Consider the following 8,774-nt stretch of genomic DNA (forward strand, 5'->3'; position numbering starts at 1 on the left):
CCTCCGCTGCCGCCGCCGCTCCAGGTCGCTCCGCCGCCGCCGTGAGCGCCATGGCCGCCCCAGCCGCCTACGCCGCCGCCGGCGCCGCCGCTCCATGACCCACCGCCCCAGGACTTGCCGCCCTGGTTTCCCCACGAGCCGCCCTGGCAGCACGGCTTGCCGCCCTGATTGCCCCAGTTGTTGGATTGGCTGGACGAGGAGGAGGTGCTGGTCGCGGTGGCGCTCGCCGAAGCGGAAGCCTTAGCCGCGGCGTCCGCATAGGCGTTCGCATGGGCCTGGATGGAGGCGTTGACGTAGGCCTGCGCCGCCGCGGAAGAGAAGGCCGCGGCGTTGGCGGAGGCGAAGGCCGAGCTGTTGCCGAAGCCCTGCTCGAACGCGCCGAGCCCCGAGGAGCCGCCGCCCCCGCCGCCGCCGCCGAAGTCCTCGCCCGAGACTACGCCGCCCGCGGAGTCGCCGGAATAGAAGCCTGCACCGATGCCGGGGGCCTCGATCTCGGGCGCCTCGGCCACCGGGTACGGCTGAGGCGGCGCGCAGACATCGCAAGGGCCTCCGGCGCCATAGTAGCGCCCGTAGCCGTATGCAGGAGGAGGCCCGCCCGCATAGCCGTATCCCTCGCCATAGCGGTTCGCCGGCCCGTAGCCGGGCGCCGCGCCCTCGCCAAGCCGGGGGCCGTAACGATCGGGCGCGTAGCCGCGCTGAGGCGCGACGGCATAGGCCGGCGAAGCCGGGGTCCACGCGCTGCAGCCGCCGGGAGCGCACTGGGCCATGGCTGTGGAGGCGACGAAGAGGCCGCCAAGTCCCGCGGCGAGCGCCGCTGCGTTCCGCGCCAACATGAAACTGCTCCGAATTGGGACGCCGCCCGGTCTCGGGCCGCCTTGCGGAGCGTTCACATCAAGTCTTGCGCCATCGCCGGCGGTGCGCCTGGAGGGTCAGGCGGCCAAGCTGTCCGCTGGCTCCAGCACGGGCGCGGCGCGGCGGCGACGAGGCGCGACCCCGATGGCGACCGTGGCGCGGCGCTCCAGCTTGTTCCAGCCGACCTCGGGCCCATGCACCGCGGTGATCACCGCCTTGACCACGACGTGGTACATCAGCTGGCGATACCCGAAGCGCTGGGCCGGCAGCCAGCCGAGGCTGCCCCAGGGCGCATCCCGTTCAAAGGCCATGCCGAGCGCGGCGGCCGACAGGTCCACCAGCACGAAGGCGCCCCAATAGAGCAGGGTCTGGCTGAGCAGCTGGTGGTTCCACTCGGTGGGGTGCATGAGGAAGTCCCTCAGCGCCAGCACCAGGCTGAACACCACAGCGAGGTCGACCAGGGGCGCCACCAGGGCCAGGGCGATCTGGAACATCCAGACCTGCGGCAAGGCCACAAAGCCCAGCACCGGCTGCTTGGGATTGAACAGGCCGGCCCGGTGCTTCCACACACACTGAAGTGTGCCGAAGGACCAGCGGAAGCGCTGCTTGAGCAGACCGCGCAGGGTCTGGGGCGCCTCGGTATAGGCCCGCGCCTCGGTATCGAACGCCACCTTCCAGCCGGCGCGCTGCACGGCCAGAGTCAGGTCCTGGTCCTCCGCCAGGGTGTCGGAGGGGAAGCCGCCCAGGGCTTCGATGGCAGTGCGCCGCCAAGCCCCCACCGCGCCGGGAACCACCGTGATCACGCCCAAGGCGGACAAGGCCCGCCGCTCCAGGTTCTGGGCGGTGACGTATTCCAGCGCCTGCCAGCGGGTGATCAGGTTGACGCGGTTGCCGACCAGGGCGTTGCCGGCCACCGCGCCGACTTGTGGATCGTCGAACCAGCGGGCCAGCCGGCCAATGGTGTCGGTGGGGAATTGGGTATCGGCGTCCAGGGCCACCACGATCTCCCCCTTCACCAGCTGCAGGCCGCGGTTCAGCGCCCGCGCCTTGCCGCCGTTGGAGAAGCGCAGCAGTTGCACGCGCGGGTCGCACCCGAATGCCGCCTCTACCGCGGCGGCGGTGCCGTCGGTGGAGCCGTCGTCCAGCACCAGCACCTCAAGCCGCTTCCAGCTGGAGTTCAGGATGCGCTGGACCGAGGCGGCCACCACGCTCTCCTCGTTGAAGCAGGGGATCAGCACGCTGACCAGGGCCGCGCCCTCGGTGTGGGCGGCCTCGGCGGCGTGCGCGAGCTGGCGGGTGTTCCGCACCCGGTGCAGCACAGCGAACACGGCTAGGAACACCAGCCGGCCTAGACCTAGCGCGATGGCGGTGATGAACAGGGTGCTGATGCCGCGGTCGAAGTCGCGCACGATGGTGAAGGCGGCCCGGTCGATCAGCAGCTGGCCCTTCTCGGTGCGCGTCGGAGGCATGGCCTGGGCCGGACTGATGCCGGCCAGGTCCGACACCGTGGTCAGGTGGTAGCCGCGCGCCCGCAGCTCATCGATGAGCGTGGGAAGCGCCGCGATGGTGCGCGAGCGGTCGCCGCCGGAATCGTGCAGCAGCACGACCTGGCCGCCGGTCTCGGGGTTGGCGTCCTGCAGCCGGTCCAGGGTCCGCTGCACGATGAGCTTGGCGTCCGGCCGCTTCCAGTCGTCCGGGTCGATGCGCAGGCCCACTGACAGGTAGCCGAGGTCGCGCGCCTTCAGCAGCGGCGCCACCTCGCGCGGGGTGGAGGGCGAGGCGTCGCCGAGATAGGGCGGGCGGAAGAAGCGCATGGTGCGCCCGGTGATCACCTGGAACAGCCGCTGGGTGAGGTTGAGCTGCAGCCCCATCTCGCCGGGCGAGATCTCGGCGATGTTGGGGTGGGTGTAGGTATGGCTGCCCACCAGCTCGCCCTGGGCGACCTCGCGCTTCACCAGGTCCGGATAGGCCTCCATGTTCTCGCCGATGACGAAAAAGGTGGCCGGTGCGTGCTTGGCCTTAAGGATGTCGAGGATCTTGGCCGTCCAGTGCGGGTCGGGTCCGTCGTCGAAGGTCAGGGCCACGTCGCCAGGGTGGGCGCCGAGCCGCTGCACCACGTAGGCGGTGGGGATCTTGTCGAAGCGCTCGCCGGTGATCAGCCCGCTGTGCGCGTCGGTGGTGAGGGTGCGGAAGCCCGGCGTCGGCGTGGCGGTGGGGTTCAGGATTTCGCCGGTGCCGTTGAAGTCCACGTCCGGCGAAGGCGCCATCTGCTGCAGCGGCGCGGTTCGGGCCGCGCCGTAGGGCTGCCCGAGCACCTTCCACACGCCCGGGTCCTCAGAGCCCATGCGCCACAGCGCATAGCCGCGGGGCCGCCAGGCGTCGGCGACCTTGACCTGGTTGTAGAGGGTGGCGGCGTCCAGAAACCAGACGGTGTGGGCCACCCCCGCCTCGTCGGCGTAGCTGAAGGTGGGGTTCAGGGCTGAGGGATCGAAGCTGATCTTGGCTTCGCTGTCGTGGGCGGCCAGCGTCGCCTCGTGGAAGGTGACCCCGTCGGCCTTGCCGCCCTTGGACCAATCATAGCCGAAGGCGCCTAGCGCCACGACGGTGTGGTCGGGGTTCAGGCCCTTGAAGGTGCGCGCCAGGTTCTTCTCGTACCAGCCCTGGCTGGCGGCGGGACCCGCCTCGCCGGTCCAGTAGTGCTCGTCATAGGCCATCAGCACCAAGGTGTCGGCGGCTCGGCCCAGCGCCTTCACCGGCCAGGCGCTGTCGTCGAAGGGCGCGGTGACCCAGACCTCGCGGCCGGACCTGTTGAAGGCGGCGTTGGCCTGCGCGATGAAGCCCGGATAGGCGGCCAGCCCTTTGGCCGACATGTTCTCCAGGTCGAACATGTAGCCGGCGTAGCCCCGCTTGGCGGCCAGGTCGGCCAGGCTGGAAATCAGGTGCGCGCGGGCGGCGGGGCTGGTCAGCACCGCGTCGGCGGTCCTGCCGTCCCAGAGCTTGTCGGAGGCGTTGTAGACCAGCGGCATGACCGCCGGACGGTGCGTGGCCGAGGCGATCAGCTTGTCGGCCCGGGGATCGGCGGTCACGTCCACGTCCCCGGCGGCATCCTTCAGCAGCACCCACTGGGGCGCGACGATGTCGAGCTGGTTGACGTGGTCGGCCAGGGACTCGCGGCTCATCTCGTCCCAGCTGACGTAGAAGCCGATGTTCAGCGGCTTGGCGCGCGAGCCGAGCGGGCCGGTGGGACGTGGAACCCGAGTCCAAACCGCGTGCGAGCGTCCAGGGGCCCCCGCCACGCTCAGCGAAGTGATGACATGGGGGTTGTGGAACGCCAGCGAGGGGATCTGCGGCGCGATGGCTAGCGTCGCCACGAAGGCCGAAAGGATGGCGAACACCCCCGCCAGCATAAGGCCGAGCGCCAGCCCGGCGCGCCGGCCGCGCCGTCCGGACGGATCGTGGAAGACGAGAGAGGCCATGGCGGCGTCCGGTGCGAGAGTGGCGGGCGTGGAGTGGCCCTGCAACACCACAGCAATACAGGGACACAGCTTACGTCTTTGTAGGCTGGGCTTCGGCTAGGAATAGGCATGGGAGATCAGCATGTTGTACGTCTGAGTCAAATCGGCGCAGGCCGTCCTATTTCCTCTCCGCCCCCGTCCGTGCTTTTCGTCCGGCAAGTCTTTGGAGTTCTACCGTCCCGCCCATGTCCTGGCCCGACGCGATCCTGCACCGCCGCCTCGATGCCGCACCGGCTCAGGCCCCTCCGGCCCGTGCGCCAGCAATCGATCCGCGGCTGACGGGCTGGAGTACGAGGGTAGGCGGTCCGGTCGCGCTCGGGGCCGCGATGCTGATGGCGGTGACGCTGCTGATCGGCCGGCCAACCGTGTTCACCGACACCGACGACTACTTCTCCCAGGGCAAGGACGTGGTGAAGGCCGCCACCCTCTGGATCACCCAGGGCAGGCCGCCCATCAACCCGGCGGAGGTGGACGATCGCCTGCACGACCCCGGCGACCAGGACGAGGAGCCGGTCCACAACCAGAACGGCGCCCGCTCGGTCTATTACGGCCTGTTCGTCTACGCCTGCGAGCGGATCGGCACCCTGTGGCTGCTGGCGGCGGCCCAGGCGGCGCTGGCGGCCGGGATCGTCTATGCGCTTTGGCGCGTCGTAGCGCCCGGCGCGCAGACCCGTTCGTACCTCGTCACCATGGCCGTCTTGGCGGCGGGGTCGAGCCTGCCGGTGTTCACCGGCTTCGCCATGCCGGACCTGTTCGCCGGCTTCTCGGTGGCGGCGACCCTGCTGGTCACCCTATACGCAGACCGGTTCGGCGTCTGGGGCAAGGCCGTGCTGTGGCTGCTGCTAGCGGCCTGCGTCAACTTCCACGGCTCCAACCTGCTGACCTCCCTGGGCCTGGCTGTCCTGTCCCTGGGCTGGCTGGCCTGGCGGCGGGCGCCTTGGCGGGTGCTGGCCGCGCGGGGCGGGATGGTGCTGGCAGCCGCGATGGTCGCCATCCTGGCCAGCGAAGCCTACGCCGTGGCGATCAAGCTGCGCACGGGCGACGAGCTCGGCCGGCCGCCCTTCCTCACCGCCCGCGTGCTGGCCGACGGACCCGGCCGCGCCTACCTGCGCCATGCCTGTGCGCTCAGGCCCTTTGGAGACGGCGAGAAGCTGACTCTGTGCGCCGTCCGCAACGCCCCCCTGGCCGACACCGAGGAGATCCTGTGGTCCGACGACCCAGCCAAGGGCATCTTCAACAGCGCCGACTATCACGCCCGGGTCCGGCTGGAGCACGAGGAGCGCGGCTTCGTCCTGCACGCCCTGGCCTATGACCCGCTGGGCGAAGTCAGTGCTGCGTTCCGGAACTGGGGAACGCAGCTGGTGACCGTCGGCTATGACGAGCCCCTGCGCGACCCCGCCTACTACCTCAGCGACGAATACTGGAAGACCACCACGCTCAAGCCCCTCTTGCTGCGGGACAAGCCGTGCGATCCGGAGGTCGGCGCCTGCATCCTGCACGTGCCCGCCGTACTGATGTCGGAGATCGATGCGGGCGTGGCGCTGCTGGCGCTGGGCTGGCTCGGGGCCATGTTGGGGCAGGAAGCCGTAAGAAGCAGGCGTCGCCCTCACCTTCGGCCTCATCCTGAGCCTGTCGAAGGACGAGGCCGCGGCGCGCCCGGTGGAAGCCTTGTCCTTCGACAAGCTCAGGATGAGGCGACTGCAGACCGAGTGGAATGGCGCGAGTCCACCCTCCGCACCCGGGCCACGGTGGTCCTCATGGTCCTCGCCGTGGCCCTGAACGCGGCGGTGTGCGGCGTCCTCTCCGGCCCCTTCGCCCGCTACGAGGCGCGGGTGCTGTGGCTGATCCCCGCCGCCGCCCTGCTGCTGCACGCCGCCCGGCGCCCCGCCGCCCGCTGACCTGCACGCCGCATCGGCCTATATGAGGCCCGATGAGCGACGTCCTCGCGCCCCCCGCCACCTTCGACCCGCCCTCCGACACGGCCGAGCCCCAGCCAAGCGGCCTGACCGGCCTCGCCCTGATCCAGGACGAGGTTAAGCGCCTGCCCGACGCGCCGGGGGTCTACCGCATGATCGGCGCGGAAGCCGAGGTGCTCTACGTCGGCAAGGCGCGCTCGCTGAAGAAGCGGGTCGGCCACTACGCTCAGGGGCGCTTCCACTCCCAGCGGATCGGCCACATGGTGGCCCTGACCCGCTCGATGGAGTTCATCACCACCGAGACCGAGGCCCAGGCGCTGCTGCTGGAGTCCAACCTTATCAAAAGGTTGAAGCCCCGCTTCAACGTGGTGCTGCGCGACGACAAGAGCTTCGCGGAGATCCTGCTCAGGCGGGACCACCCGGCGCCGCAGGTGCGGAAGCATCGGGGGGCGCACACCATCAAGGGGGACTATTTCGGCCCCTTCGCCAGCACCTGGGCGGTGAACCGGACGGTGAACATCCTGCAGAAGGCCTTCCTGCTGCGCTCCTGTTCGGACAGCGTCTATGACAGCCGCACCCGCCCCTGCATGCTGCACCAGATCAAGCGGTGCTCGGCGCCTTGCACTGGCCTGATCTCCCAAGACGACTACGCCAAACTGGCCGACGAGGCGCACCAGTTCCTCTGCGGCAAGTCACGCTCTGTGCTTCAGCGCCTCTCCCAGGACATGACCCAAGCCGCCGAAGATATGGAGTTCGAGCGCGCCGCCAAGCTCAGGGACCGCATCCGCGCGCTCAGCGCCATCTCCATGGAGCAGTCGATCAACCCCGAGACGGTGGAGGAGGCCGACGTCTTCGCCCTGCACGTGGAGGGCGGCCAGGCCTGCGTGCAGGTCTTCTTCTTCCGGGCGGGCCAGAACTGGGGCAACCGCGCCTACTTTCCGCGCGTAAACACCATGGTTTCGGAGGTGGAAAGCCTCGTGGAGGATGCGCCCGCGACCGAATTTTCGCCGACTGAGGCGCCGGTTCATGCCGGGGAAAACCCCACCCATCCCCCACTTATGACCGACACGCCGCCCGCCGACGAGTGCGGGGCGATCATGGACGCCTTCCTCGGCCAGTTCTACGAGGACAAGCTGGTCCCGCGCCTGGTCCTGCTCTCCCACGAGGCCCCCAACCGCGTGCTCCTGGCCGAGGCCTTCTGCGTCAAGTCCGGCCACAGGGTCGAGATCGCCACCCCCCGCCGGGGCGAGAAGCGCGAGCTGGTCGCCCACGCCCTGACCAACGCCCGCGAGGCGCTCGGCCGCCGCATGGCCGAGGGCTCCGCCCAGGCCAGGCTGCTCTCGGGCGTCGCCGAGGCGTTCAAGCTCGACGGGTCGCCGGACCGGATCGAGGTCTACGACAACTCCCACATCATGGGGACCAATGCGGTGGGCGCCATGATCGTGGCGGGGCCCGACGGGTTCGCCAAGTCCAGCTACCGCAAGTTCAACATCCGCGGGACCGACCTCACCCCCGGCGACGACTTCGGCATGATGCGCGAGGTGATGCGCCGCCGCTTCGGCCGCCTGGTGAAGGAGGAGGAGACCGGCGAGACCCCGCCGCGCCCCGACCTGGTGCTGGTGGACGGCGGCGCCGGCCAGCTCGACGCGGCGCTGACGATCCTCCGCGACCTCGGCCTGCACGACATCCCCTGCGTCGGCGTCGCCAAGGGCCCGGACCGCGACGCCGGGCTGGAGCGCTTCTTCGTGCCGGGCGCCCCCGCGCCCTTCATGTTCGAGCCCAAGAGCCCGATCCTCTACTACCTCCAGCGCCTGCGCGACGAAGCCCACCGCTTCGCCATCGGAACCCACCGCATCAAGCGCAAGCTCGACATGGCCAGGAACCCCCTGGACGAGATCGAAGGCGTCGGCCCGGGCAGGAAGCGCGCCCTGCTCCACGCCTTCGGCTCGGCGCGAGGGGTGAGCCGGGCCTCGGCGGCGGACCTGGCCAAGGTGGAGGGGGTGAACGAGGCGCTGGCGGGGAGGATCTACGGGTTCTTCCACAAGGCGGGGTGAGGTGGGCCAGACGAGCACCTCGACTCTCACCAACCGCCAACAGCCTCGTTACTAAAAGTCAGGATTTAACTGTGTCCTTTCAAAGCCTTGCGGGTTTGCCCTTGTTAGACAAAGCCAACTTGGCTTAGAATGCAATCATGCTGATACCACTTGATGAGATTGTCCGAAGCGTCACTACGGAAAACCCGTGGTGGTCCACCCGCAATATTCCTAAGCGCTTCGCTGACATGGCACGACGAGCTTATTTCAAGCCGTTCCATCAACTCGTATCTACGAAAGAAATCAATAGGGCAGTTATACTACTAGGTCCAAGACGCGTCGGCAAGACCGTCATGACGCAGCATCTTATTCAGCAACTTATAAGGGATGGCACGAACCCTAAGCGGATTCTCTACGTATCTATAGACACACCAACATATACGGGACAGAGCCTACAA

At 69.1% G+C, this 8,774-nt stretch carries 4 protein-coding genes and 1 pseudogene; 3 read left to right on the forward strand and 2 right to left on the reverse strand.

The window, feature by feature from the left end:
- A pseudogene (locus HUV06_RS12560) lies at positions 1–833 on the reverse strand (hypothetical protein); the annotation flags it as partial.
- Positions 834–929: 96 nt separating this feature from the next.
- Positions 930–4,328 carry a glycosyltransferase gene (locus HUV06_RS12565; protein WP_174301604.1) on the reverse strand — a complete coding sequence of 1,133 codons (3,399 nt, stop codon included), beginning with the start codon at positions 4,326–4,328 and terminating at the stop codon, positions 930–932.
- 224 nt (positions 4,329–4,552) lie between these two features.
- Here HUV06_RS12565 and HUV06_RS12570 point away from each other — a divergent pair, with 224 nt between their 5' ends.
- From HUV06_RS12570 to HUV06_RS12580, 3 genes are all read left to right on the forward strand, one after another.
- Positions 4,553–6,265, forward strand: coding sequence for a hypothetical protein (locus HUV06_RS12570; RefSeq protein WP_174301605.1), 1,713 nt, complete (start codon positions 4,553–4,555; stop codon positions 6,263–6,265).
- Positions 6,266–6,297: 32 nt separating this feature from the next.
- Positions 6,298–8,337, forward strand: coding sequence for an excinuclease ABC subunit UvrC (gene uvrC, locus HUV06_RS12575; RefSeq protein WP_174301606.1), 2,040 nt, complete (start codon positions 6,298–6,300; stop codon positions 8,335–8,337).
- A 137-nt stretch (positions 8,338–8,474) separates the two neighbouring features.
- A partial coding sequence (locus HUV06_RS12580; protein ID WP_174301607.1) for an AAA family ATPase occupies positions 8,475–8,774 on the forward strand: 300 nt, incomplete at its 3' end.

The organism is Caulobacter sp. S45, assembly GCF_903642205.1.
Lineage (GTDB): Bacteria > Pseudomonadota > Alphaproteobacteria > Caulobacterales > Caulobacteraceae > CAHJWH01.

Excerpts from the sequence above, each read along its gene's own strand:
- uvrC (WP_174301606.1), top strand. The coding sequence starts at position 6,298 with ATGAGCGACGTCCTCGCGCCCCCCGCCACCTTCGACCCGCCCTCCGAC.
- HUV06_RS12570 (WP_174301605.1), top strand. The coding sequence starts at position 4,553 with ATGTCCTGGCCCGACGCGATCCTGCACCGCCGCCTCGATGCCGCACCG.
- HUV06_RS12565 (WP_174301604.1), bottom strand. The coding sequence starts at position 4,328 with ATGGCCTCTCTCGTCTTCCACGATCCGTCCGGACGGCGCGGCCGGCGC.